General features: G+C 45.3%; 19 protein-coding genes. 2 read left to right on the top strand and 17 right to left on the bottom strand.

The window, feature by feature from the left end; all coding sequences use genetic code 11:
- Positions 1–86 precede the first annotated feature (86 nt).
- The 8 genes from T357_RS0102215 to rfbA form a co-directional block, all read right to left on the bottom strand.
- Entirely contained in the window at positions 87–926 is an 840-nt protein-coding gene (locus tag T357_RS0102215; RefSeq protein ID WP_031548187.1) for an NAD-dependent epimerase/dehydratase family protein, read from the bottom strand.
- Entirely contained in the window at positions 923–1,915 is a 993-nt protein-coding gene (locus T357_RS0102210) for a WaaS/CpsH family glycosyltransferase (protein ID WP_031548185.1), read from the bottom strand. Before T357_RS0102210 ends, T357_RS0102215 begins: the two co-directional genes overlap by 4 nt.
- A complete protein-coding gene (locus T357_RS0102205) occupies positions 1,896–2,870 on the bottom strand; it encodes a glycosyltransferase family 8 protein (RefSeq protein WP_031548183.1) in 975 nt (324 codons plus the stop codon). Before T357_RS0102205 ends, T357_RS0102210 begins: the two co-directional genes overlap by 20 nt.
- A gap of 434 nt (positions 2,871–3,304) precedes the next feature.
- Complete coding sequence (gene leuA, locus T357_RS0102200) at positions 3,305–5,062, bottom strand: 2-isopropylmalate synthase (RefSeq protein ID WP_044915944.1); 1,758 nt, start codon at positions 5,060–5,062, stop codon at positions 3,305–3,307.
- 153 nt (positions 5,063–5,215) lie between these two features.
- On the bottom strand, positions 5,216–6,577 hold the full coding sequence (gene glmM, locus T357_RS0102195; protein ID WP_031548180.1) for a phosphoglucosamine mutase: 1,362 nt from the start codon (positions 6,575–6,577) through the stop codon (positions 5,216–5,218).
- Positions 6,578–6,772: 195 nt separating this feature from the next.
- On the bottom strand, positions 6,773–7,696 hold the full coding sequence (gene rfbD, locus T357_RS0102190; RefSeq protein ID WP_031548178.1) for a dTDP-4-dehydrorhamnose reductase: 924 nt from the start codon (positions 7,694–7,696) through the stop codon (positions 6,773–6,775).
- An 84-nt stretch (positions 7,697–7,780) separates the two neighbouring features.
- Positions 7,781–8,818 carry a dTDP-glucose 4,6-dehydratase gene (rfbB, locus tag T357_RS0102185; protein WP_031548175.1) on the bottom strand — a complete coding sequence of 346 codons (1,038 nt, stop codon included), beginning with the start codon at positions 8,816–8,818 and terminating at the stop codon, positions 7,781–7,783.
- Positions 8,819–8,937: 119 nt separating this feature from the next.
- The gene (gene rfbA, locus T357_RS0102180) at positions 8,938–9,837 is read right to left on the bottom strand and encodes a glucose-1-phosphate thymidylyltransferase RfbA (protein ID WP_031548173.1); all 900 of its coding nucleotides are present in this window, start codon (positions 9,835–9,837) and stop codon (positions 8,938–8,940) included.
- A 590-nt stretch (positions 9,838–10,427) separates the two neighbouring features.
- On the opposite strand from rfbA, the gene mnmA reads away from it, so the two are divergent.
- The gene (gene mnmA / locus T357_RS0102175) at positions 10,428–11,528 is read left to right on the top strand and encodes a tRNA 2-thiouridine(34) synthase MnmA (RefSeq protein WP_031548171.1); all 1,101 of its coding nucleotides are present in this window, start codon (positions 10,428–10,430) and stop codon (positions 11,526–11,528) included.
- 107 nt (positions 11,529–11,635) lie between these two features.
- On the opposite strand, the gene T357_RS0102170 is transcribed toward mnmA, so the two are convergent.
- The 9 genes from T357_RS0102170 to T357_RS0102125 all read right to left on the bottom strand — a co-directional run bounded on the left by T357_RS0102170 (position 11,636) and on the right by T357_RS0102125 (position 23,031).
- Positions 11,636–11,977, bottom strand: coding sequence for a hypothetical protein (locus tag T357_RS0102170; RefSeq protein ID WP_031548170.1), 342 nt, complete (start codon positions 11,975–11,977; stop codon positions 11,636–11,638).
- Between the two features lie 169 nt (positions 11,978–12,146).
- The gene (locus T357_RS0102165; protein ID WP_031548169.1) at positions 12,147–13,313 is read right to left on the bottom strand and encodes a DUF4317 domain-containing protein; all 1,167 of its coding nucleotides are present in this window, start codon (positions 13,311–13,313) and stop codon (positions 12,147–12,149) included.
- A gap of 189 nt (positions 13,314–13,502) precedes the next feature.
- Positions 13,503–14,369 (bottom strand): pseudouridine synthase, encoded by an 867-nt coding sequence (locus T357_RS0102160; protein ID WP_031548168.1) that lies wholly within the window; start codon positions 14,367–14,369, stop codon positions 13,503–13,505.
- Between the two features lie 3 nt (positions 14,370–14,372).
- Entirely contained in the window at positions 14,373–16,043 is a 1,671-nt protein-coding gene (locus T357_RS0102155) for a M3 family oligoendopeptidase (RefSeq protein WP_031548167.1), read from the bottom strand.
- A 241-nt stretch (positions 16,044–16,284) separates the two neighbouring features.
- Positions 16,285–17,871, bottom strand: a complete 1,587-nt coding sequence (locus T357_RS19880) for a polysaccharide deacetylase family protein (protein WP_049962220.1) — start codon at positions 17,869–17,871, stop codon at positions 16,285–16,287.
- A 252-nt stretch (positions 17,872–18,123) separates the two neighbouring features.
- Positions 18,124–19,332, bottom strand: a complete 1,209-nt coding sequence (locus tag T357_RS0102145) for a DHHW family protein (protein WP_081828014.1) — start codon at positions 19,330–19,332, stop codon at positions 18,124–18,126.
- 147 nt (positions 19,333–19,479) lie between these two features.
- Positions 19,480–20,931 carry an MBOAT family O-acyltransferase gene (locus T357_RS0102140; protein ID WP_031548162.1) on the bottom strand — a complete coding sequence of 484 codons (1,452 nt, stop codon included), beginning with the start codon at positions 20,929–20,931 and terminating at the stop codon, positions 19,480–19,482.
- A gap of 265 nt (positions 20,932–21,196) precedes the next feature.
- Complete coding sequence (locus T357_RS19875; RefSeq protein WP_049962219.1) at positions 21,197–21,955, bottom strand: DUF4358 domain-containing protein; 759 nt, start codon at positions 21,953–21,955, stop codon at positions 21,197–21,199.
- A 131-nt stretch (positions 21,956–22,086) separates the two neighbouring features.
- The gene (locus T357_RS0102125; RefSeq protein WP_049962218.1) at positions 22,087–23,031 is read right to left on the bottom strand and encodes a GDSL-type esterase/lipase family protein; all 945 of its coding nucleotides are present in this window, start codon (positions 23,029–23,031) and stop codon (positions 22,087–22,089) included.
- A 246-nt stretch (positions 23,032–23,277) separates the two neighbouring features.
- On the opposite strand from T357_RS0102125, the gene T357_RS0102120 reads away from it, so the two are divergent.
- Positions 23,278–23,985, top strand: coding sequence for a flavin reductase family protein (locus T357_RS0102120; RefSeq protein ID WP_031548158.1), 708 nt, complete (start codon positions 23,278–23,280; stop codon positions 23,983–23,985).
- The last annotated feature ends 106 nt before the right edge of the window (positions 23,986–24,091 follow it).

Raw genomic sequence — 24,091 nt, 5'->3', positions numbered from 1 at the left:
CTGATTTTTATCATCGAAAACCTGCCGATGTTGAATTGATCAGTTATTATCAATGTGCCAGAATATGACACACATATTCCATTCTGTCAGGAATCAGCCCGTCTCTTCTCCATTATCTTACGGATTACGCTGTCATCTCCCCATACCGCCTTACTATCGTAAGGTCTGTCCGGGAATGCCCCGTATTTCAGGCTAATGCTGTAGCCCATATCCTTTATGAAATCCTCAACTCTTGTGGCAAGCTTCTCAGGGAATCCGGAGCAGGCATTGATGACACCCTGATACTCCTTCTGCTCGATGACCGCCGCAAGCATTTCACAAAACCTGTCATAGTTTATGAAATCCCACTGGTTCTGTCCCATGGTAAAAGGAAATTCCTTGTCCCCGCGCTTTTCCGCAGCAGTGATCTTCGAAAAAATGGAGCAGCCATGCTCGGAATTTCCGACGATGTAGTAGCCTCTCACCCACTGTAAAACCGTAGGTTTATTCTTACAAATAAGCTCCAGTGACTGACGAAGGGCATTTTTGGAAATACCGTAAAGAGACTGGGGATTGCAAGGCGTATCCGGCTTGATGGAGCCCTCAAAAAAACCTATCTCATGCATGGAACCCATTACCGCCAGCTGGCTTATTCCTGATTCCACAAGTTTCTCAAGAAAAGCAAAATGCTTAGGCAGGTCATTAATGTGTGACGGATCATTGTGCACGAAACCGTTCTTCCATGCCAGATGAAAGCAGGCATCGGGTCTTCCGAAAAACTCAAAAGGATCCTCAAGAGAAAAGAGGTCTGCTTCTTTTAACTCTGCTCTTTTGTCAACGATATCAAGCTTAAAGTCCGAAGCTATAACCTGATTTCCGTCATCAAGCAGCTGCTTCACCAACCCCTGACCTATATATCCGTTTGCACCTGTAACAATAATCTTCATTCAATCTCTCCAAAAATATCCCTGAGGAATCCATCCAGACTATATCTCTCATACACCTCTTCCGGAATTTCCTTATAGGGCTCTTCGATGAACTCCTTCGGCACAGAAAAGTCCTCGGGGTCATAAATGTAAACATTCTCCTTGCAATAGAAGTCCGTGTCCAGAATGTGCCTGTTGTTGGTGATGAGTTTGCATCTGTGTCCCACCGATTCAATAGTTCTCATGCTGAGACCGTTTTGCTGAGGAAAAGTGTAATCCACAAAACACCTTGTATGATTGTAGATATCATTGGTTTTTTCCATTGGAAGGGAATCAAAATGCAAAGCCTCCCGGGCCCCCTTATACAAAGGATTTCTCTTAAGAACCGCCTCTTTAATATACTGAAGCTTCGGCACATAAATGTACCCGAAAAGATTTTTCCCGTAGCGCTCCGCAAGCTCCTTAAGCTTTATGAGAATCTGCATGCGTCTCGTATGCATGGAGCATAAAAATATAAGATCGTAGCGCTTGTCCTCTGAGCTTTGGCATTCTTCCTTCTTAAAAAATAACGGTCTGTAATTCCAGCCGTACTTCTCCGAATCCACCGGATCAAATGTGTAAATCTCATCAAACTGAGGATTCAGCCTTGTCTGATCCGGAAATGTGGATACGCTGTCCCATTGATAAATCTTGAAAGTCGCGGCCCTGAATCTTTCCCGAAGCCGCTCAATGACCCGGTCTGTCATCCATTGGCCCTTTATAACAAAAACAGTGTCAATGTCTTCGGTCAGCTTTGAAATCACGCCCTCATAGTAATCAAACACCAGCCTGTCCCTTAAGCCCTTTGTGTAAAACATCACCAGCTTGTTATAGAGACTGTGGGCATGAAGGTTGGAATCCACTAAGAATACCTCTGCCCCTGCTTCCTCAAGTTTCCTTTTTATGTCTTTCTCATAATTATAGAAATAGGGCATTATGAGAAGAATCTTCTTATTTTCTAACTTTATCATTGTAATACTTGTCCGAAATAAACTGACGCACAGGAGGCGCCAGGAAGGTGATAATGTTCATGGCATGGTAAGCAACCATGAAAGCTTCCTTTCCCTTCACCTTCTTTGCATCGGCAAATGGTGTCAGCTTTAGATATTTATCATAGGCGAGACTGTAGTGATTCATGTTTCCTCTGTTCCAGGGGCGTTCATCCGAAGCATAATGCACTATGTGTGGATGATGCTTTGCGAGTCTGAAGCTCTCCTTGGACTCACCCTTTCCGTAGGCAGCGGACTTCTCCACCAGAGTCTCGTATCTGAAATAGTAGTAATTGGTAATAAAATCGTAGGTTTGTCCTACTCTCTTTATACGGCCCTTAAGCACATGATTAAGGATGTCCTGATCATTAAATGGAAGCTTTCCGCCCATGGTGTTGTAATACTCAAGGCAGTTGGTTTCCATGTCCTCAGACCTCCATGCGGAAAGATTGAGAAGGATCATACCTGCATTATAGTAGTTATCCTCCTCCGTCAGCCCCACCAGCTCCTTCACTTCAGGATAAATGGTAGGCTCAGCCGCCATAGCTGCGATGTCGTCATTGAGCCTTAAATCATAAAGCCCCGAAATATCCCTAAGCACAACCGTGTCACAATCCAGATACAAAACCTTGGTAACCGTTTCCGGAAGTATGGAACCCATCAGCAGTCTCGCCAGTGTTGTGATACGAAACTTACCCGTATCAAGCCCATAAATCCTGTCCTTCAGATCCTGCATCAGACCTTCTATGGGATAGAACTCAACCTTTCTTCCATAGAATTTCGCCATCTCCCGGACCTTCTGCTTATTTTCCTCAGAAATCCCGTCGGACAGCACGTGAAAGTTGATCTCAACTTCTTTATTATGTTCGATCAATGATGCCATGGAAACCGCCATGTGCTGACAGTAACCGTCATCAGTCGCATATACTATATTCATAAATTAATTCCCAAAAAGATTTAATAATAGCCAAATAAGCGCAATTCGGCACTTGATATACTACTATCATTTCACTATTAATTCAAGATTGCCATAAAATGCATCTTTTTCGGAGATAAACAGCTAGGAGCGGTCGGGCATCCATTTGAATGCGTTGAGCCGAGTCGAGAAAAATCAAAATCGGACCCCTTAGAACCACTTGGCTCTATTTTCCTTAGCCACCTCGCCAAGTCAGATTTTTCATAAAGAAAATATCTGACATTGCTGCCCAAGATTTGTTTTTTAATCTTGGGAGCCGCGCGGCTTTGAGCGCAAAAAAAGAATCCATAAGGATTCTTTCTTTGTTAGGGCCTAGTGGTTCTTAGGGGTCCGATTTTAGATTTTTCCGACGAGGCGACTCGCATTCAAATGGATGCCCGACCGCTCCGGACTACTCACGAATTCCCGAACAGTCCCTTCGGCTTCTCACCGCTGAGCTTTCGCTGCTCTACGCGCTTCTTTCCTGCTTCCTCAGCCACATCCTTGAAGTACAGACGGTTAACCGCACTGAAGAGCGCTCTGATGGAAGAACGTGTGATATTGGAAGAAAGTCCCACGCCATAGCTGGTCTTTCCTGTGTCAATGTCAAGAAGGTGAATATATGATACCGCCTTAACATTGGTACCTGAACCAAGAGCATGCTCCTGATAGTCGATAACCTTTGCCTTGATGCCGATCTCATGGTTAAGACCCGTAAGAACCGCATCGATAGGTCCGTTTCCGACACCACCAAAGTTCTTCATCTCACCACGGTTCATGTAAGTAACATTGGCAAGAGTTGTGAAACTGTCGTCGCCCTCGTTCTCGGTATCCGTTGTACGTATATTCTTGAAGTGGATAGGCTCCTTGGTCTGTACGTAGCAGGCATCGAAGATATCGAAGATCTCCTGAGGTGAAACCTCGCCCTCCTGCTCCGAAACAAACTGGATGTAATCCGCAAACTCTCTCTGCATTCCCTTAGGAAGCTTGTAGCCAAACTGGGAATCCATAATGAAGGCAACTCCGCCCTTTCCGGACTGGGAATTGATACGTACGATAGGCTCGTACTTTCTTCCTATATCCGCAGGATCGATAGGAAGATAAGGAACCTCCCAGATCTGACTGTCCCTGTCCTTCATTGCCTTAACGCCCTTATTGATGGCATCCTGATGGGATCCCGAAAATGCAGTGAAAACAAGCTCACCTGCATAAGGAGCTCTCGGATGAATGCTCATCTTTGTGCATCTCTCGTAAACTTCCTTTATAGGGTTAATGTCTTCGATATTAAGCTTTGGATCCACACCGTGTGAAAACATATTGTAGGCAACTGTGAGAATGTCTACATTACCGGTTCTCTCGCCGTTTCCGAAAAGTGTTCCCTCAACACGATCTGCTCCTGCAAGAAGGGCAAGCTCTGTGGAGGCAATACCCTCCCCACGGTCATTGTGAGGATGAACGGAAACGATAACATGCTCACGGTGCTTTAAGTGATTGCACATATACTCGATCTGATCGGCATAAACATTGGGAGTATTCATCTCCACAGTTGATGGCAGGTTAATGATGACTTCTCTGCCCTTTCCGCACTCCCAGGCATCCAGTACTGCGTTGCATATTTCAGCCGCAAAGTCCATCTCCGTTCCCGTAAAGGACTCGGGAGAATACTCAAGACGGATTGTTCCGGGGAAATCCTTGGCATACTTCTTTACAAGCTGTGTACCTGTAAGAGCGATGTCAATGATCTCCTGCTTTGACTTTCCGAAAACCACATCTCTCTGAAGAATGGATGTTGAATTGTAGATATGAACGATAGCCTTATCAAGACCCGCAAGACACTCGAAGGTTCTTTCCAGCAGCTCTGCGCGGCACTGAACCAGTACCTGCACGGTAACGTCTGACGGGATCATCTTGCGCTCGATGAGCTGACGCAGGAAATCATACTCGATCTGTGATGCGGCAGGGAAACCAACCTCGATTTCCTTGAAGCCAAGCTTTACCAGCATCTGGAAGAATTCTATCTTTTCTTCAACACTCATCGGATCCACCAGTGCCTGGTTACCATCACGAAGATCTACAGAGCACCATACAGGTGCCTCTACGATTTCTTTGTCCACCCATGTTCTTTCCGGATATTTGAATGCCGGAAATCTTCTGTAACGCTTGTAATTCAACATAATCTCATTCCTTTCGCATGAAGAACCTAAGCCCACAACCGCCATTGGTCCTTCACTATTATGCATTTGATTCATCAGTAGGTTTAAATCTTGCCTAATATAAATCGTAAGTGGGCGTAAAATGCATTTTCCGCCCACTTAATTATAGCCTTATTAATCGTTCAGCACTAGACCCAGTTCTTTCATAACATCTATAACCTGGGATACATATTTCTCACATTTCTTCATGGTATCCGCCTCAACCATGACTCTTACAAGAGGCTCTGTTCCGGAAGCTCTGAGAAGGATTCTTCCGTCTGAACCAAGCTCCTCCGTAACCTTATCAACCGCAGCAAGAACCTTCGGATCCTTCTGTGCCTTCTCCTTGTCCTCAACTCTGACATTCTTAAGCAGCTGAGGGAATACGGTAAACGGTGCAGCCAGATCCTTAAGGGACTTCTTCATCGCCAGCATTGTCTCCATAACCTTTATGGAAGTAAGGATACCGTCACCGGTGGTTGCATGTCTCATAAAGATAATGTGACCAGACTGCTCTCCTCCGAGAGAGAAACCATTATGCAGCATGTTCTCATAAACAAATCTGTCACCAACCTGTGTCTTTTCATACTTAATGCCTACGGCATCCAGTGCTTTGTAGAGACCGAAGTTAGACATTACCGTTGTAACGATGGTGTCGTCCTGAAGCTGTCCTTTTTCCTTCATATAACAGCCGCAGACATACATGATCTGGTCTCCGTCAATGAGATTACCCTCTGCATCCACGGCAAGACATCTGTCCGCATCTCCGTCATAAGCAAATCCCACATCACAGCCTTTTTCCACAACAAACTTCTGAAGAGACTCAATGTGTGTTGAACCGCAGTTATCGTTAATGTTGGTTCCGTTTGGCTCGTTATGGATGACGAAGGTATCTGCTCCGAGAGCATCGAAAACGGACTTTGCAATGGAAGAAGCGGAACCGTTTGAGCAGTCGAGGGCAACCTTCTTATCCTTGAAACTCTTTGTTGCAAGTGAAATGAGATATCCTATATAACGGTTTCTTCCTGCCGCAAAGTCTACTGTGCGGCCGATCTTATCCTTTGTTGCCAGAGGTACCTCAGGAGTTTCACCGTCAAGATAAGCTTCTATCTCAGCGATAACATCCTCTCCAAGCTTCTCTCCGTTTCCGTTTATAACCTTTAAACCGTTGTCATAATAAGGATTATGTGAAGCTGAGATCATAACCGCACAGTCAAAATCCTCGGAACGTGCCACATAAGCAACAGATGGTGTAGTTGTTACATGAAGAAGATAAGCATCGGCTCCAGTTGCTGTTATACCTGCAGCAATGGCATACTCGAACATGTAACTTGAACGACGGGTATCCTTTCCGATAACGATACGGCATTTTTCACCGTCCTTCTTGTCTTTTCCATAGTACCAGCCAAGGAACTTACCTACGCGGAATGCACTGTCCGCTGTAAGATTGACATTAGCCTCACCTCTGTAACCGTCTGTTCCAAAATATTTTCCCATTATATAAAGCTCCTTTAATTTCTATACTCCGACAGGAAGAAATCCTCCTTCTGAATAAAAGTCGGCGTTAGTTCTGAATATATTAAATTTCCGCCAGGTGAACTTTTTCTGACAGTATACAGGCACCGTTCAACATATTTACTATGTGCCTCTGTAATGCAGAAAAGGACTGCCATTAAGGCAGTCCCGTTATCCTCATATCTCTATATCTTTTAATGCTTCAAGATATCTTGATAATGCATCCTGCCATGTTGGAAGCGGCTTAAATCCATTCTCAACAAGTTTTGACTTATCCAGTCTTGAATTAAACGGACGGGCTGCCTTACTGAGACCGTACTCCTCAGTGGTAACAGGAATAACCTCTGTAGCAAGACCTGCCTGCTTATAGATTTCCTTTGTGAAATCATACCAGCTGATATATCCGCCCTCATTTGTGGCATGATAATATCCATACTTGTCGGTTTCAAGCATATCCACAAGAAGTACTGAAAGATCAAGGGTATAGGTAGGTGTACCGATCTGATCATTAACCACACGAACCGTATCGTGGGTCTTTCCTACATTAAGCATGGTCTTGATGAAGTTCTTTCCGTTAAGTCCGAATACCCAGGCGATACGTACTATAAAGTACTTTTCAAGGGTTTTTGAAACCGCAAGCTCGCCTCCAAGCTTTGTCTCACCATAGTAGTTAAGTGGAGCATAATCCTTGCAGTCCGGCTTCCAGGGCTCTGTGCCCTGACCGTTAAATACATAATCGGTTGAAATATAGATCATTTTGGCATCAAGCTTCTTTGCCACATCCGCGATGTTCTGAACACCGTCAACATTGATGGCCTTAACCTTTGCCTTCTTGTCTTCATCCTCTGCGAGATCCACTGCTGTCCATGCAGCGCAATGTACTATAACATCCGGATTGATCTCTGATATAACCTTATCCACCTGCTCACGGTTTGTGATGTCCATGGAAACATAGGGAAGCTTTGTAACCTCGCTTCCGTCCTGTATACCACTGTATACGGGAGCTATGTCTGAACCAATCCCCTCATGTCCTCTTTTGGCAAGCTCGTTCATAACGTCATGTCCGAGCTGTCCGCCGACACCGGTAACAAATACTTTCACGTTTTTGTACTCACTTTCTATTATTTCACGATGTAAGTGGTCAGGCATTAACATCGAATCGTTTCCCGATCCGTACCTGCACCATCACTTATCACTGAGTCCCTTGCCTTCAACATACATCTTATCAAAATAGCTCTGATACTCACCGGAGATGATGTGCTCCCACCACTCCTTGTTGTTGAGGTACCAGTCAATGGTTACAGGGATTCCTGTATCGAAAGTGTACTCAGGCTTCCATCCAAGCTCTGTCTCCATTTTTGTAGGATCCATAGCATATCTCTGGTCGTGTCCCGGTCTGTCCTTAACGTACTCGATAAGTGACTCAGGTTTTCCGAGAGCCTTGAGGATGGTCTTTACTACTTCAAGGTTTGTTCTCTCGTTGTGTCCGCCGATGTTGTAAACCTCGCCAACCTTGCCGTTACGAACGATAAGGTCGATGGCCTTGCAGTGGTCTGTTACATACAGCCAGTCGCGGACATTGGCACCGTTTCCGTATACAGGGATCTTCTCATCGTTAAGTGCTCTTGAGATAACCAGCGGGATAAGCTTCTCAGGGAAGTGATATGGTCCGTAGTTGTTTGAGCATCTTGAAATGGTTGTAGGGATACCGTAGGTTCTGTGGTATGCCATTACGAAAAGATCTGCTGATGCCTTTGATGCTGAATATGGTGAAGATGCCTTGATCTTGTTGTCCTCTGTGAAGAAGAGGTCAGGTCTGTCAAGAGGAAGGTCACCGTAAACCTCATCGGTTGATACCTGATGATAACGCTTGATGCCATACTCCTTACATGCATCAAGAAGTGTAACTGTTCCGCCGACATTTGTCTGAAGGAAGATTCCGGGATCTGTTACTGACCGGTCAACGTGAGACTCTGCTGCGAAGTTAATGATCACATCAGGCTTCTCCTCTTCAAAAAGCTTGAAGATGAATTCTCTGTCTGCGATATCGCCCTTTACAAACTTATAGTTTGGCTTGCCCTCAAGTGGTGCAAGTGTCTCAAGATTTCCTGCGTAGGTAAGTGCATCAAGGCAGATCCACTGATCCTCGGGATAAGTATTAACAGCAAAATGCATGAAGTTGCCGCCGATAAAACCGGCACCGCCTGTTACTATATATTTCATTATTTTGTTCCTCTCGTATTACTTTTGTAACTTTAAAAAGCTCATCTGAATTATATCCGCCATTTTACGATTCATGAATGGCAATAAGACCGGCAGATCATTATCAAAGAGCCATATATTTATTTTGAAAATTCCTTAAGCTTATCAACATACTTGCCTTCGAGAACATCCTTAAGGTAACGGCCGTACTCGTTCTTCTTATACATCTCATAAGCTTCCTGTACCTTCTCAAGGCTGATCCAGCCATTATGATAGGCAATTTCCTCAAGGCAGGCGATTTTACGATGCTCATGGGTCTCAATGGTACGGACAAAGTTTGTGGCATCCACCAGTGACTCATGGGTTCCGGTATCAAGCCAGGTGAAACCCTGCCCAAGAAGCGTCACATCCAGCTCGCCGTCCTCAAGGTAAATACGGTTAAGGTCAGTGATCTCAAGCTCACCTCTTGCTGAAGGCTTAAGATTCTTAGCATAGTCAACAACCTTGTTGTCATAGAAGTAGAGTCCTGTCACACAGTAATTTGACTTAGGATGCTCTGGCTTCTCTTCAATAGAGATTGCCTTTCCTGTTCTGTCAAATTCAACGATACCGAATCTCTCGGGATCATCAACATAGTATCCGAATACTGTTGCACCCTTTTCTTTTGCGGCTGCACTTCTGAGAAGTCTCTTGAATCCGTGTCCGGAAAAGATATTGTCACCAAGGATCATGGCTACAGAATCATCTCCTATGAAATCTGCGCCAATGATAAATGCCTGGGCAAGTCCGTCCGGTGACGGCTGTACTTTATATTGTAAATTGATGCCAAACTGACTTCCGTCACCGAGGAGTTCCTCAAATCTCGGTGTATCGACCGGTGTTGAGATAATCAGGATGTCGCGGATCCCGGCATTCATAAGAACGCTGAGGGGATAGTAGATCATCGGCTTGTCATAGATCGGAAGTAACTGTTTGGAGGTTACTCGTGTAAGTGGATATAATCTTGTACCGGATCCTCCGGCAAGTATAATTCCCTTCATAAATTCTCCTTCTACTATCAGGTTCGGTAATGAGCCCCTGATTTTGGGCGTAGTTCACCCGACATGTATACATACTTTTCAAATTTTAACACAAGAGGGGGGGATATACAAATTTATTTTTGATTAAGACGGGTGGAGTGGATAACCGGCCGGAAAATGGAAGGGATGGGTGACAACCCACGAGATTGAAATGGTACAGAAAATGCAGGGGACGGGCGACGGCCCACGAGATTGAAAGGACAGCCCGGGCGTCATGTCCGTATCCGATCACACTTACGTGTGTCGGCTACGGACATGACGCCCGGGCTGTTCTTTCAACTCGCAAGCCTTGTCACCCATCCCCTGCATTTTCTTCACTTTTCTAACCATGCCACCCATCCCTTCCATTTTCTTACTTTCGTGTTTATATTTACGTTGTGATTTTTTTAGTTATAACCACGTTTTATTGTTAAATGCTATATAGATATTACGTTATCTTGATATGTTTTTATTGTCATGTTATAGTCACGTAAATTAATTTGTATGACCACGAGAGAATATCGCAACAGTCTGCTCCAGTGTATAGCTGTTGTTACGAGGAGAGAATATATATGTCAGGAAAGAAAGCATTAATCGCCATGAGTGGCGGTGTGGATAGTTCGGTTTCGGCGGCGTTGATGAAGGACGCGGGGTACGAATGCATCGGGGCTACCATGAAGCTGTACAGCGATGATTCATTAAATACATGCAGCACACAGGACAGTGTTGAAGATGCGAGGAAGGTTGCCGAAAGTCTGGGCATGCCTTTTTATGTTTTTGATTTTACGGAGGATTTTGACCGAGAGGTTGTAAGGCGCTTTGTCAGGACCTATGAAGAAGGCGGAACACCAAATCCATGTATCGAATGCAACAAATACATGAAACATAAAAAGCTGTTTGACAGTGCTGTTTCACTTGGCTGTGATGTCATAGTGACGGGGCATTATGCAAGAATCGAGCAGGATCCGGATACAGGTCGCTGGCTTTTGAAAAAGGCTTTGAATGTTGCAAAGGATCAGAGCTATGTTCTTTATTTTATGAGTCAGGAACAGCTTGAACATACAAGATTTCCGTTAGGGGATTTTGCTTCAAAGGATGAGGTTCGTGAAGAGGCTGAAAAGCTTGATTTCATAAATGCCCACAAGCATGACTCCCAGGATATCTGCTTTGTACCGGATGGGAAATATGTTGATTTCATCGAGCGCTATACTCATAAGTCTTATGCTCCCGGAAACTTCACTGACACTGAGGGCAACGTTCTCGGGCAGCATAAGGGTATCATCCGTTACACCATCGGTCAGCGGAAGGGTCTTGGGCTGGCTCTTAAGCAGCCTATGTATGTTTGTGAAAAGGATATGGCAAACAATGATGTCATCCTTACAACAGGACCTGAGCTTTACTCAAAGGCGCTCATTGCAGATAACTTTAACTGGATTCCTTTCGATGCGCCGGAGGAGCCTGTCAGAGTTACAGTTAAAACCCGCTACAAAGCGAAGGAAACTCCTGCAACTGCCGAAGCTCTTAGAGATGAGCAGGGAAATCTCACCGGTCAGGCCCGCATAGTCTTCGATGAACCGGAGCGTGCCGTTGCTATAGGTCAGGCGGTAGTTCTCTACGATGGTGACATAGTTGTCGGCGGCGGAACCATCATAAAAGCTATAAAAGAATTATAAATCATCAGCTGACTTCAGAAGCGACATTCAGCAGTTGGATTGCAGCAGTTCAGATGGCCCATGATCCAGCCTTTGCCAATTTAGCTTTTTTCGCCCTAAAAGCCATATTATTTTCCATAATTACTATTTGAGTCATAATGAATCTGTCTCTTGTTTGACCCATAATCTGTTATTTTCAGATATGAGTCATGCTTGATCAGCCTCTTCCTTGACTCATATTCCTTTATTTTCAGATATGAGTCATGCTTGATCAGTCTCTTCCTTGACTCATATTCCTTTATTTTCAAATATGAGTCATGGGTGATCAGTCTCTTCCTTGACTCATATTCCTTTATTTTCAGATATGAGTCATGCTTGATCAGTCTCTTCCTTGACTCATATTCCTTTATTTTCAGATTTGAGTCATGCTTGATCAGTCTCTTCCTTGACTCATATTCCTTTATTTTCAAATATGAGTCATGGGTGATCAGATTTTCAATTGACTCACAATCCTATTTTTCAAATATAGGTCATCGGAAATCGGACCTGTCCTTGACTCATAATCCGGTTTTAGAGATATAGGTCATAGAGACGACTTAAATCCACTTTAAATGTGTGCTTTTCCGCCGCCTTCATCTATTACTCTTCTGCTACCTTCACCGGCTTCAGGTTCTGACGTATCTTTATTCCGTTAACTTCGATGTCATCAGCGATGGGAATCAGCAAATACTCTCTTCCGTCGATGACACGGGTCTCTACAAGATCGGCACTCTCGGACTTTATATCAAGTTTCATGGTAAGTGACTTCACCACTAAATGTTTCTGATCCTGGATGTTCTCAGCAACCAGTGGTGAATTATCGTCCCCCACAGCTTCCTCGTAGATTCTCTCAAACTGGTGAAGCTGTTCCTCGCTTGCGCCGTTGGAGGCAAGAAGTCTCTTAATCTCGCCTTTTCCAAGCTCTACATGATCGTCAGAATCCTTATCGTTCTGATTCTCACGGATCATCTCGTTGACCTCTTCGGAAATGCTCCTTACTGTCTCAAAGGTGCAGTCTCCGGAAAGAGTCGTTTCAATGATTTCCCTGAAAACATGCTGCTGATCCTTCTCTGTTCTGCTGAGCTCGGTTCCCAGAATATCCAGCACTATCTCCTCATGTCTTTCCTCAGGATGTCTCGTATAATAGAGTGAATTGTGAATGTCCATGTTCCGGAAATTGAAAGCCGGGAACAGGAATGCTGACTCCGGATTCTTCACGCCCCAGTCATTGGTGCGGCTCATAAAGGTTTGAGCCGCGGCATCGTAGCAAAGTCCCTCTCTCAGAAGCTCCACCGGACAGATGGAACACAGGATAAAGCTGTACACATACTCACTTGCGTCTTCAAGAATTGTCTGGTCCTTCAGCTTCAGGGGGATGTCGTAAACTCCGTGGCTCAGTATGATAAGGTACTTTCCGGGATAACTGTAGGTCCCAATGATCTTGTCAAAAAATTCCTCCACAAGAGCGTCATCCTTAAGCTCCGACTTCTTGAGGCGATACAGAAATTCCTGGTGTCCCCCGGGCATCTCCTCTGCCGCAGGGAACTCCACGTTGAAAAGATTGCGGCCGAACTTGCCGGACATGGAACGCTTGAAGATCTCGCAATATTTGGATCTTTCAGCTTCCTCCAGCTGCAGAAACATATCATGGAAGGCGGAAATCTTTTCCTTCTCTTCGTTGACATAGCATGCCCGCATACGGTCTATGCGGCAATCATTTTTATTGAAACACTTTGACTTAATCTCACTTACTGACTTCTTGTCCATTTATTCTCCATTCCGTATTTATCCATTTTTGGCACTTGCCGATCCTGTCCACATATTTAATCGTGGAAATCTTACGGTTTTCAGCAGCTCAAAAGAATCAGAAAGGATTCCTTCATAGTTTCCTCCTGAAACCTACAAGCGCCATACTCTTTCATCATCCAAAGATAATGACATTTCGCCCTTCAAGCTTCAAAGCTCACCGGAACAGTCATTTTTCAGTATCTGTATCTCCTCTTCCGTCAGGCTCCTATACTCTCCGGGTGCCAGACTTTCGTCAAGTTCAATGCTTCCCATGGACATTCTCTTGAGGTAAAGCACATCCTTTCCTCCGGGAAGGGCTCTGATCATCTTCTTGATCTGATGGAACTTACCTTCCTGTATCGTCACCTTGATTTCAGAGCATAATGTCTCTGCATTGACATCGGCAGCTTCCTCTGCGCCCTTGAAATCAGCTCCGGACAAACGCACTCTCTCAAATCGTTCCGGATCCACCGAGAGCTGAAGCTTGTCCGCAAGCTCCTTCACAGTCTTTCCGGTGCTGAGGATCTCAAGTCCCGCAGGCATTGCCGTCAGATGCTCGTCGAAGCGGATGCCTTTTTTGAAAATCTCTCTATCCTCCTCACTAACCTCTCCGGAAACCACCGCATAGTATACCTTATCTATGTGATGCTTAGGTGCCAAAAGTCTGTGAGCAAGCTGTCCGTCATTAGTGATGATTAAGAGTCCCTCTGTATCCTTGTCGAGACGTCCTACCGGGAAAAGATCCTTTCTTGCCTGACCACCAAATTCATCATCTCTTATGAGATCCACCACTGTAGTCTGGCGCTTGTCCTCACTTGCCGAGATAACTCCGGCCGGCTTATTCAGCATATAATACTGGAACTTTTCATACCTTATCTCTTCGTCAAAAAAGGTTATGACCACGCCCTCCGGAACCTCAAAACCCGATTCACGAATCACCTCTCCGTCCACTGTTACTTTGCTTTTTCTTATAGCCTTTTTTATATCGCTTCTGCTGCCGACACCCATATCGGCAAGATACTTGTCCAAACGCATATATCAAAACCTCTCATCCAGCTTATTTGCTATATATCGGAGGCACCCGTCTTCGAAGACATTGTCAAGGCCGGCTTTTTTCATTAGTTCATTGTAGAAATCCGAAGCTGAGAGCTTGCAAAGCTTAAGATAGCTTTCCCAGGCCTCACGGTAATCCCTGTCCATACGGACCTTGTACTGGAGGGCATTGGCACCGGCAATGCAGTAGTCAATGTAGTAGAGCGGGCTGTCGTAGATGTGGTGCTGACGCTGCCAGTAGCCTCCGTGCTCGTAGTAGGCATTACCCGTGTAATCAAGGTGCGGCTTATACTGACGCTCCAGCTCTCTCCAGACCTCGTTTCTGGCCTTCGGTGAAAGCCCCGGATCTTTGTAAATGATATCCTGGAATTCGTCTACCATGGTTCCGTAAGGAATGAACATAACAGCATCCATGAAATGCATCTTTATATAGTCATCGGAACGGTTTCCGAAGATAAGCGGCATCCAGGGTTCGGTGAAAAATTCCATGGACATTGAGTGCGTCTCGGCAATTTCCATGGTAATGTCATTGTGCTCAATGATGGGATCATCAGCGGTAATGTATCCCTGGAAGGCATGTCCGCACTCATGGGTTATGACATCCGCATCCCCTGAGGTTCCGTTGAAGTTTGCAAATACAAAAGGCGCCCGGTAGTCAGGAAGCATGGTCATATAGCCCCCGGTCTTTTTATTCTTTCTTCCCAGAACATCGAAAAGCTCTGAATCGCACATGAAGTTAATGAATCGTCCGGTCTCAGGAGAAAGATCATTGTACATCTTTTGACCTGCCGCAAGTATCTGCTCCGGAGTTCCCACCGGTGCAGGGTTGCCATTTGTAAAGTAAACACCTTCATCAATGTAGCTAAGCTTGTTAAGTCCCAGCTGACGTCTTCTCAGATCATGAAGCTTTTCCGCAAAGGGAACAAAATCTCTCTTTACCTGCTTCCGGAACTCCTGAATGTCTGAACGCCCAAAACTGTTTCTGTTCATTCGGGCGTAACCTAACGGAAGATAATCCTCATGCCCCATAAGCTCGCCCTGCTTTGTTCTGTTCTTCACCAGCTTATCATAAAAGTCATCCAGCTCTTCCTGGTGAACCGAAAAGAAGGCACTGAACTTTTCCCAGGCTTCCTTTCTTATGCTCCTGTCCTTATTGTTGAGATACGGGCTCATGAGGCTCAGATTCAGCTCTTCCCCATTCCAGTCAATTCTTGCACTTGCAAGAAGCTTGTTGTATTCGGTCTGAATCTTGTTTTCCTCCTGCATGAGAGGAATGAGCTTGTCATCAACCGCCTTCATGGCGAGTTCAATGTTTTTGAACGCCACCTTTCCGATCTTCTCCTCAAGATATGGCCTGAAGGGCGAGTTAAAAAGCTTCTTTCGATATGAGACCACCAGGTTCTGGAAAATGGGCATATTCTCGTCAAAGTATTCCTGTTCCATGAGAAGCTTTTCGTCGGACATATCGATATCCGAGCGGATCATGGCAATCTGTGATTCCGTCATCACATGATTGTATATGAGATAAAATTCCTGATGGATTCTGAACTGTTCTTCACCACTTTCCGCTTTTACAAATCTATCCTCAAGTTCCTTGAAATCCTTAGTAAGTTTCTTGAAATCTATGCGCTCATAAGGCATCTCTGAAAATTTCATTCCAATGTCTCCTTCTCAATACTGTTTTTGAACCTGAATATCTGTCAGACGAATATCATTCAGGATATTCCTTAGCAGCAAATGTATAAATAGCAAAAAATGCCTCATCCTTTGGAAAATCTTCCATTCAATGAAGAATCGAAGATCTGAATCGGTTTCCCGTCGGGCGGGATATGTTTAAACCGACGCTGCCAAAGAACGAGGCAAATGTATCATATTATATTCACTATGTATAGGTTTTTTAACCCGGTGCATCCATTGCCTGAATTGCACCAGCCTGAGCATCCCCTCCGGGTGAAGCCTGATCTGCCGGACCTGCCATCCACCAGGCGGTTTCTGAAACTGCCTGAGCTGCCTGGGCTTCTGTAGGAACATAGACATCACCATCATCAGCTGCTTCCGCAGGGGCTTCGATCACCTCACTGTTATCCTGGGAAGCCGGGCCTTCGGAAACATTATCCTGAGCATCATCTGCTCCGGGAATAACCTGCGTACTGTGATTGTCATTGTCATTGTCCTCGCTTTTACTCTTACTCTTGCTGCTCTGGGTTGAATCCTCGCTGTTTGAAGAAGACTTTTCAGAGGATGTTCCATCTGATTTTTCTTCCTTGGAAGAGGCTGTCGCCTGAGTTTCTGATGAAGCCGCTGTGTTATCCGATGAAGCTGCCGCGGTTTCTGACACAGTGGTTTCCGCTACTGTTTCCGTAGGAGGGAAGCTGCTGTACTGCTTTCCGTTTCCGCCCACAACTTCAGCATTTCTGAACTGTATAAGCTCTGAAACCGTAACAAGCTGATAACCCTGCTGTGCCAGCCATGGGATAATCTCTTCACAGGCTGCCTGAGTGGATTTATAAAGCTCATGCATGAGAACGATACCGCCATCCGAAATCTCAGATTTTATAGATTCGACAACTTTATCCGCATCCTTGTGTTTCCAGTCCAAAGTGTCTACAGACCAGAAGATAAGAGGCATCGTAATGCTGCTTCTCACCGTATCGGAAATGATTCCGCCCGGAAGACGTGCAAGTACCGGTGTTACGCCGGCAACCTCCTGTACCTTTGCATTGGTCTTTGCAAATTCCTGCACGATATAGTCAGAGGAATTCTTTGAAAGCTTTGTGTCGTGATCCCAGCTGTGGTTCGCAATCTCATGACCGTTCGCGGCCATTCTCTGAATCTCGGAAGCGAACTCGTCAACACGGTTTCCTACAACGAAGAAGGTACCGCGACCATTGTATTTTTCGAGAACATCCATGATAGCTTCACCGGTACTTCCGTTAGGACCGTCATCCCAGGTGAGAGCCACCATAGGCTTTGTGGTATCCACATAACGTCCGTTTGAGAATACCTTGGTGGGGTCGTAGGCCTCAGTGGTCTCAACTGTGGCTTCTGCGCTTGCTTCTGTCACCGTGATTACTGACTCGGCTACATCGATGGCGTCATTACCCTTGTTGATCTCGATGTTCTGCATCGCATCGATCTTTTCCTGACGGCTGTTTTCGATATAGCCGGTAATGCCGGTAACGCCCTTCCAGAGGCCAAATACAAAAAGAGCACAAACGCTCAGGAAAATAACCCTGTAGGTATAAGCCCTCTGACGTGCCTTTTTCTGACGTATCTTTTTAAGCCTTTTTTCCCGCATTGCCTCTTTCTCAGCATTGGTTATAACACGGTTCCTGCCGGAGCCTCCACCTGAAGAGTGCCGCCCGCTTCCCTGAGACCCCGAACGGACTCCCCGGGAATTATATGAAGCGTTTCGGCTACGTACACCGCTTCCGCCCCTTGCATGATTATCTGAATATCTTTGATTATTATAATTACCTGCCATATTTATTACTTCTTTATCATCAAATTTGTTATATCGATTTATCAACATCATTATACTGGAATTATTCTAACATACAATCTAAATTTTGTAGTATAAAAAATCATAATAGGAGAATAATATTTGATGTATAAAAACAACAGCTCAGCCGGTAGACCATGGGGACGGGGTTGGTGGTTCATTTATCTAAAATGAACCACCAACCCCGTCCCCGTAGTCTACCGGCTGAACTGTCACGATTAAACCGATGTTTCCTCAGAAGATTCCCCCGATTCCGAGGTCCGTATCAATAGTGTTCATATTGTAAAGCACCAGCACATCCGTAACCTCCGGATGTTCGTTGATGAAGGACGCCGGACCGAAACGGTAGTAACGGGTATCAAAAACATATATCTTCTTATAGTGATTTACAAGGAACGGCACAATGGAATTTGCGTAGCTGTCCTTAACGAGAACCATGACCTTGTCGGAATCCGCAGTCTCGTTGGTGATCTCTATAAGAGGATGAAGGTTATTAAGGAACATGGAGTACTTATCCTTTTTCTCCAGATAATCCCTGTTGTAAAGTGTATCGGTAACCTCATGCGAATCGGTGTAGTCCACGGTCAAGGCATTGTCCGGATTCTCATAGATGGTTATCTCCTCCCCGGGCACTGTGGTGTCGTTAAGTTTTGAGTAAACCGTACCCCTGAAGCTGTCTGTGACAACGGTTTTTGTGAATGCCTCCTCCGGAAGCGGCTCAATGCCCTCGGCCTTGCAATACTCTCTGTACGCCACATAGGCACCGTAGGTGGTCCAGTGATGATCCGTGTGATAGTAAAGCGGCGTGAATTCCGAAGCTGTCTTTTCAGCCTGAGCGGCCTCAAGAAGCCCCTGATAGCAGTCGATGCGCTTCATCTCAGGACGCGCCTCATAAATCTTATTCATAGTCTCAAGCTGCTTAAGCACTCCCCTGTCGGGTGCAGAAGCAGGAAGCTTGTCATTATAAACAGTCACCGCCGTAGGCACCAGCATCAGCTTAATGTTGTTTTTCGCATCAGTGGTTATGTCCTGATAAAGCTTTCCGTACTGGGTGATGATCTTTTCATTCTGCTTCGGCTCATCATAGGCTTCGATGAGATAACCGTCCTTCGCAAGATAAATGTTATTGATCTCCTGCTTTCCCATCAGCACCTCAGCCTTGGTCTTCAAGGTCATGAACTGGTCGCGGGCAGGGAAATGGTCTGACAGGTACTTCTGAATGCTGCTCATGTAGGAGCCGTCTTTCAGGGACTGAAATGTATAGGTGGGCCACAGAGCCAGCTGACGGTTCTCGCTCTCGCTGAATTCCTGCTTCGGAGAAACCATAAACCAGACTCCAAAAATGAGTATGGCCAGCGTGACGGTCATCACGGTGATGACATTACCCACATTCCGGACACCCCAAAGAAGGTTGTCTTCATTATTGTTCGATTTGTTTTGCATCATAAAACTCCAATTATCAAACGCCGATGCCTTGAATCATCTTATGTGTTGGGGAAATAAATATTTCCTTTGAAAATCATTGCATCAGCCATAGGTTTTGGCGAACCACTATTGATAAGCGGTTCATTGATATTAAACCATTCCTCATCAAAAACGGAAATAAAGGAACGGATTGTAGGTATCGTTTACCAGGTACGCTGTTGTCAGGAAGAACAGGATGATGTAGAAGGAAGACCTTAGGATGGTGATAAATGTCTCCCTTGTGATCATCTCCGAAATCCCGCCATTGCCCTTTGCGGCGCTTCTGAGCTTTCCTCTTAGCCACGGGTATACAGGGAAGGAAATGATGCATCCCAGTATGAGGATGAGAAAATTGTTTCTGAGATACCACAGGATATCAGCATTAACCACAGGGGCTCCGGACATTCCGAACATGATCCTGAGATAATGTCCCAGCTGACCCATATCATCAAATACAAAGATTACAAATCCCGTCACATATATGAACATGGCATACAGATGCTGTAAAACTCCCGGCAGCTTCCCGAGGGCCTTGCCCCATACGTTCTTTTCAAGTGCCAGAAGCACTCCGTAGAAAAGTCCCCAGAGTATGAAATTCCATGCTGCACCGTGCCAGAGACCTGTCAGGAACCATACCACAAACATATTTCTAAGCTGCTTAAGCTCTCCGTGACGGTTGCCTCCCAGCGGAATGTATACATAATCACGGAACCAGGTACTGAGGGAAATGTGCCAGCGTCTCCAGAAATCCGTTACTGAGACTGCACTCAGCGGGTAATTGAAGTTCTCAAGATAATGGAAGCCAAGCATCCTTCCCATACCGATGGCCATATCACTGTAGGCGCTGAAATCAAAGTAAAGCTGGAGGGTAAAGCACATGGCTCCAAGCCAGGAACTCAAAACGCTAAGCTCTCCTGTTGAGGCAAATGCTGCCGCCTTTATAACTTCCCAAAGCGATCCGATGGTATTGGCCAGAAGAACCTTTTTGAAAAGACCCTGCAGGAATCTGAGTCCGCCCTGGATAAAACCTTCAAAATCGATCTTACGCTCATGGAGCTCTTCGTTAACCGTTGAAAATCTGACTATAGGTCCCGCGATCAGCTGAGGGAACATGGAAACATAGGTCAGATAATAGAAATAGTTCTTCTCAACCTCCACTTCCTTCTTATAAAGATCGATGGTGTAACTCATGGTCTGGAAGGTAAAAAAGCTTATTCCTATAGGAAGACCAAGGCCCAGGGGTGTGAAGGATGTCCCGGCGAAAGCATTAACGGACTCTATAAGGAAGTCTGCATACTTGAAGAATCCCAGCACCGAAAGATCGATGATGACGGACAGCGCAAGGCACAGCTTCCTCCGGAAGGAACCATCCTGAGCTTTATCCATAAACCGTCCCAGTGTATAGTCCGAAAGAGTCTCGAACAGCATGAGGAGAATATATATGGGCTCCCCCCAGGCATAAAACACCAGTGAAAAGACAAGAAGGATATAATTCTTCACCTTGAACGGCACCAGATAATATAGGATCAGGCACAGCGGAAGGAAAAAGAACAAAAATGGAATACTACTGAATACCATACTTTAATGCTCCAATTAATAAAACTTTTATAAATACACAACGTCCCTATCTTACAATCAAACTCCGAAGGTGGCAAACACTTTTGATAAATGTAAATAACAGTTCATAAAATAAGAGAGAATCCTTTTGAAATCCACCGGGTATCCGCCGGCGAGAACCGTCCCCGGCGGATACCCGGTGGATAAAATCAAAGCCGGAGGGCTCCACGTTTTTAATGGATGCCCTCCGACTCTTCAAAAATTATCTTCTATTGAGATGTTACGATCAGCCGATGTTTGAAGCGATGGTCTGCTCGATAGCTGCAGCATTTGGAGACATTACAAGGTAAACATAGTTACCGGCAGTCTTAACTGAGCTTGCTGCAACGATCTGATACTGGTCAGGCATGTAATCCTGAAGCTCCTGTGCCTTCTGCTGCTGAACTGCACTGAGCTGACCTGCAAGTGCTGCCACGCTTGAAGCATCCTTTGCCTTAAGGATGGCAACTGTGTCTGCATGTGTTACATCCTCAGCCATAGCGAAAACGTAACCCTCAAGCTGTGATGCATCGATTCCGTAATAGTTTGCGATATAGTTTGCATCAACATTGATCATACCGGGAAGAAGACCTGTAACCTGGCTGTAAATAGCGCTTGGATCTGCACCTGATGACTGAGCCTTGGTCTCCTCGGCTGTTGTCTCTTCTACTGTTGTTTCTTCCGCTGTAGTTGTCTCTTCTTTTGTTGTTTCCTCAGTGGTTTCTTCCTCTTTAGAAGACTCCTCTGTTGACTCTTCCTCTGACTCTGATGACTCTTCTGCTGCAGCTGTTGTTTCTTCAGCAGCTGCTGTAGTCTCCTCTGCCGCAGCTGTTGTTTCCTCTGCTGCTGTTGTGGTCTCCTCAGCTGTTGTTTCCTCAGCGGCTGCGGTTGTCTCTACTGCTGCTGTTGTAACAGCCTCTGCTTCTGCCTTCTTGCCGCATCCGTTAAGCATAAGTGCTGATGCTGCGATTACTGCGAGTGTTGTTGCTACTATAGTCTTTCTCATATTGTTTCTCCCCTTTGAACTCTATACATAATTAATGCAAGGATTATAAAATCCTTGCACCATTATAAAGACTAATTTCAATTTTAACAACGTAAAGATGAAATTTTCGTTTTTTCTAAACAAAGCAAAATTTACTGTGTTTCCGTGGTCTGTTCCTGATCATCTTCCGATTCAGACTGTACATTGTTAAGATGTGCCTCAGCATATTCCTCAAGTGCAGCCTGCCATACCTGATATGCGGCATTGGTCTCATGCACATAACTGTCGCTGCAGTAAACCTTTGAAAGACATCCGTCACTGTCGCAAAGCCTTGACGCAATATCCACATAACCCCAGCCGTTTTCCGCCGCCAATGCTGCCATCTGTGCATTAAGCGCCCGGATGTTTGCATTGTTCAGATTCTTCTTTTCAGAGCCCCTGTACATCGGCGTTGTGCTGATGATGGTGATCTCTATTCCCGGGATCTCTGACTGAACTTTTGCTATAAACTGAAGATACGTTGCAACGGTATTGTCAACGCCGGCATAAAGATCGTTCAGCCCGAAAAATGTATAAATGTGTTTTGCTCCCATAAGCTTCAGAGAATCCCAGGCATATTTCTGCTGCCCCTGATATATGGGATGACAGGACTTACTCGTAATAGCCGAAAATGCATTGTGAACAGAGTAACTTCCTCTGGTAAGGAATTTGAGATTCTGAAAAATAGGAAATGCCCCGTTTTTCACAGCATAATTTGAGAAACCCAGTGCTACGGAATCCCCCACCAGAACAGAATCCTTGAAAAAGTTTCCTATTTCAAAAGCGTGCATAGCCTCAGCCTGAAGCCTTAACTGCTCTTCCAGCCACGCTCTGTTCTGCTGCTCCTGAAGGATTTCCTCCTCTGTCATTCCCTGAGGAAACGTTTCTTCTGTTGTTCCCGTTGTAGAATCACCGGTTTGTGCCCCCACTGTAGGACCTATGACACCGTTTTCCGAAGTTTCCGTCGAAGAAGCCGGTGTATCCGCAAATGTTGTCAAAACCGGTGTTATGGCCAAAACGGCACACATCAATGCCGCTGCAAGCTTTCTGTTTCTCATATCTTCCCCCCTGTAAACACATTATTTCGCCGTTTATATCCGACATACAGATGCAGATATAGCCGGTTCCCTTATAATCAAGGTTTGTTAAAACTCGTATAAACAGATTCTGATTTAATATTTCGTCACTTAAGAATCCCAATATAAGCTGACGATAAAAAGAATCTACTCTATTATAGCTGATGCCGGCAGCAAGTTTTCTTAAATATACTTGACGATAAGGAGTACAAAACTTAGATTATTCCTATGAGTAAGATAACATTTAAAAAACCCGGTAATTTCATATATCCTGTTCCTGCCGTAATGGTAAGCCTTAAAGACAGATCCGGCAGAACAAACATCCTGACCGTTGCCTGGACCGGCACCATATGTTCCGATCCACCCATGGCATATATTTCCGTACGAAAAAACAGAGGCAGCTACCCCATGCTTCGGGAATCCGGTGAATTTGTCATAAATCTCCCGGACGAAAAACTTGTAAAAGCCCTTGATTATTGCGGCGTCAGAAGCATTGCCACCATCGACAAGTGGAAAGAAATGGGGCTCCACGAAGAAGAGTCTGCCATGGTTTCCGCCCCCTCCATCAAAGAAGCCCCGGTTTCCATCGAGTGCAAGGTGACTCAAGTGCTCCCTCTGGGAAGCCATGACATGTTCCTCGCAGAAGTTGTCGCCGTTCGTGTAGACGAACAGTTCATCGATGAAAAAGGCGCCTTCCACATGGATCAGGTAGGCCTCGTAGCCTACTCCCACGGCGACTACATGTCCCTCGGAGAGAAACTGGGCAGTTTTGGGTATTCCGTCAGAAAGAAACCGCTGCCGGTAAAGAAACAACACTCCAGAATAAAGAAAACTGCGGAAAAGGTCAACACCTCTGCGAAACCAACTACCAATAGAAAAACCAGCAAGAAGAAACCTTCCAGCCAAAAACCTTCAGATAAGAAAAACAGATTTTAATAAATAGAAAACGTGAAGAAAATGCAAGGGATGGGTGGCTAGGCTTGCCTGATCAGCGTTTCGTGAGAAATGCTGATGCCCCCAGGCGGCGAGGCTGTTTCGGCGT

Source organism: Oribacterium sp. FC2011, assembly GCF_000701645.1.
Taxonomy (GTDB): Bacteria; Bacillota; Clostridia; order Lachnospirales; family Lachnospiraceae; genus Oribacterium.
Note: the sequence above shows the minus strand (reverse complement) of the source record. Positions and strands in the feature narration are given on the sequence as shown.

Excerpts from the sequence above, each read along its gene's own strand:
- T357_RS0102215 (WP_031548187.1), bottom strand. The coding sequence starts at position 926 with ATGAAGATTATTGTTACAGGTGCAAACGGATATATAGGTCAGGGGTTG.
- T357_RS0102210 (WP_031548185.1), bottom strand. The coding sequence starts at position 1,915 with ATGATAAAGTTAGAAAATAAGAAGATTCTTCTCATAATGCCCTATTTC.
- T357_RS0102205 (WP_031548183.1), bottom strand. The coding sequence starts at position 2,870 with ATGAATATAGTATATGCGACTGATGACGGTTACTGTCAGCACATGGCG.
- leuA (WP_044915944.1), bottom strand. The coding sequence starts at position 5,062 with ATGTTGAATTACAAGCGTTACAGAAGATTTCCGGCATTCAAATATCCG.
- glmM (WP_031548180.1), bottom strand. The coding sequence starts at position 6,577 with ATGGGAAAATATTTTGGAACAGACGGTTACAGAGGTGAGGCTAATGTC.
- rfbB (WP_031548175.1), bottom strand. The coding sequence starts at position 8,818 with ATGAAATATATAGTAACAGGCGGTGCCGGTTTTATCGGCGGCAACTTC.
- rfbA (WP_031548173.1), bottom strand. The coding sequence starts at position 9,837 with ATGAAGGGAATTATACTTGCCGGAGGATCCGGTACAAGATTATATCCA.
- mnmA (WP_031548171.1), top strand. The coding sequence starts at position 10,428 with ATGTCAGGAAAGAAAGCATTAATCGCCATGAGTGGCGGTGTGGATAGT.
- T357_RS0102165 (WP_031548169.1), bottom strand. The coding sequence starts at position 13,313 with ATGGACAAGAAGTCAGTAAGTGAGATTAAGTCAAAGTGTTTCAATAAA.
- T357_RS0102160 (WP_031548168.1), bottom strand. The coding sequence starts at position 14,369 with ATGCGTTTGGACAAGTATCTTGCCGATATGGGTGTCGGCAGCAGAAGC.
- T357_RS0102155 (WP_031548167.1), bottom strand. The coding sequence starts at position 16,043 with ATGAAATTTTCAGAGATGCCTTATGAGCGCATAGATTTCAAGAAACTT.
- T357_RS19880 (WP_049962220.1), bottom strand. The coding sequence starts at position 17,871 with ATGGCAGGTAATTATAATAATCAAAGATATTCAGATAATCATGCAAGG.
- T357_RS0102145 (WP_081828014.1), bottom strand. The coding sequence starts at position 19,332 with ATGCAAAACAAATCGAACAATAATGAAGACAACCTTCTTTGGGGTGTC.
- T357_RS0102140 (WP_031548162.1), bottom strand. The coding sequence starts at position 20,931 with ATGGTATTCAGTAGTATTCCATTTTTGTTCTTTTTCCTTCCGCTGTGC.
- T357_RS19875 (WP_049962219.1), bottom strand. The coding sequence starts at position 21,955 with ATGAGAAAGACTATAGTAGCAACAACACTCGCAGTAATCGCAGCATCA.
- T357_RS0102125 (WP_049962218.1), bottom strand. The coding sequence starts at position 23,031 with ATGAGAAACAGAAAGCTTGCAGCGGCATTGATGTGTGCCGTTTTGGCC.
- T357_RS0102120 (WP_031548158.1), top strand. The coding sequence starts at position 23,278 with ATGAGTAAGATAACATTTAAAAAACCCGGTAATTTCATATATCCTGTT.